This is a genomic window from Halomarina rubra (genome assembly GCF_023699475.1).
GTDB lineage: Archaea > Halobacteriota > Halobacteria > Halobacteriales > Haloarculaceae > Halomarina > Halomarina rubra.
In genome coordinates, this window is sequence record NZ_JALXFV010000013.1 from 1 (window position 1) to 1,199 (window position 1,199).

General features: G+C 59.5%; 3 protein-coding genes. All 3 read right to left on the reverse strand.

Going from position 1 to position 1,199, the window contains the following annotated elements:
• Positions 1–217 precede the first annotated feature (217 nt).
• A complete protein-coding gene (locus M1L36_RS21140; RefSeq protein WP_250875746.1) occupies positions 218–577 on the reverse strand; it encodes a hypothetical protein in 360 nt (119 codons plus the stop codon).
• Positions 574–957 carry a hypothetical protein gene (locus M1L36_RS21145; RefSeq protein WP_250875747.1) on the reverse strand — a complete coding sequence of 128 codons (384 nt, stop codon included), beginning with the start codon at positions 955–957 and terminating at the stop codon, positions 574–576. Before M1L36_RS21145 ends, M1L36_RS21140 begins: the two co-directional genes overlap by 4 nt.
• A partial coding sequence (locus tag M1L36_RS21150) for a hypothetical protein (protein WP_250875748.1) occupies positions 954–1,199 on the reverse strand: 246 nt, incomplete at its 5' end. The genes M1L36_RS21150 and M1L36_RS21145, both read right to left, overlap by 4 nt.

The following is a 1,199-nucleotide window of genomic DNA, read 5'->3' on the forward strand; positions in this document are numbered from 1 at the left end:
AGCCGGTCAGGACTTCCGACTCAGTGCCGTAGTCGGCGAAACAGTGCAAAATGGCAGGGCCGTCTGTTGCGTTACTCATTGGAATTTCTCCGGGTACGGGGTGTAGAGTCGCACCCGGCACTCTGGTTCGTCACAGTGTCGATACCATGGGTCGACACGCCCGCCGCGTTCGACCTCGTCACCCACGACGCCACACGACGGGCATTCAGGTTCCCCCTCATGCGGCATCGGCCCACTCCGACAGGTCGTGGTTCAGCGTGACCGAGTTCTCGACGTTGAAGTTGTCCTCGACGCGGTGGCACTCGTTGTGTTCGGTCATGTCGTCACCGACGAGCGCACGGTAGATGTCCTCGGTTCGGTCTGCCGAGCTGGTCGTGAAGTAGAACTCCTCACTCTCGGGCCAGAAGATGACGAGCACAAAGTCCTTGTATTCGTCCTCCCGGTCGATCCAGCCGTAGACCGAGACCGACTGCTCGTCGTGCCACTGGCCGACCGTGAAGCGGTCCCACTCGACGAACCGAACCTTACGGAGTTGCTTCTCCATCCAGCGGCGATTCATTAGCGAATCGTCTGTCACGAGTAGTCCCCCAGTGTCTTTGTCTCCAGCTCGACCGCGTTGCCAACGTTGAACGTGTGCTCGACGCGGTGGCACGGGTTGTGCGTGTCCGGCTTCTCGCCGGTGATTGTCTGGTGAATCTCCTCGGAGTAGCGGTCTGACGACGTCGTGAACGAGTAGTCCTCGCTCTTCGGCCAGAACGCGACGTGAAGGAAATCCTTGTAGTCGTCTTCCTCGCGGGCTATCCAGCCGTAGACGTCGACGACAACACGCCCGTCCTCGAACTCGTGGAACGTGAAGCGGTCCCACTCGACGAACCGAAGCGAGCGCATGTGCCCCTCGATCCAGCGACGGTTTGGAATCGACTGCTGAAGTTTCGGAGCAGATCCATCACCGCTCATGAGAACATCCTCGCGAGTCGGTCGGTGGCGGTCTCGCCGTGCAGTTCACGGTCCTCGTCGATGATATCCTGAATCAGTGCCATCGCTTCCTCTTTCTTCTGCTGCTGGGACTCAGTCTCCATCTCGACGCCTCGCAGCTCTGCGAGCGCGGGGAGAATCTCGTCGCCCACGCGTTCATCACTCTCGGTGTCTTTACCAGTCATCGTAACTCCCGAGCTTGAACTCGATGTCTGTGAACTCGT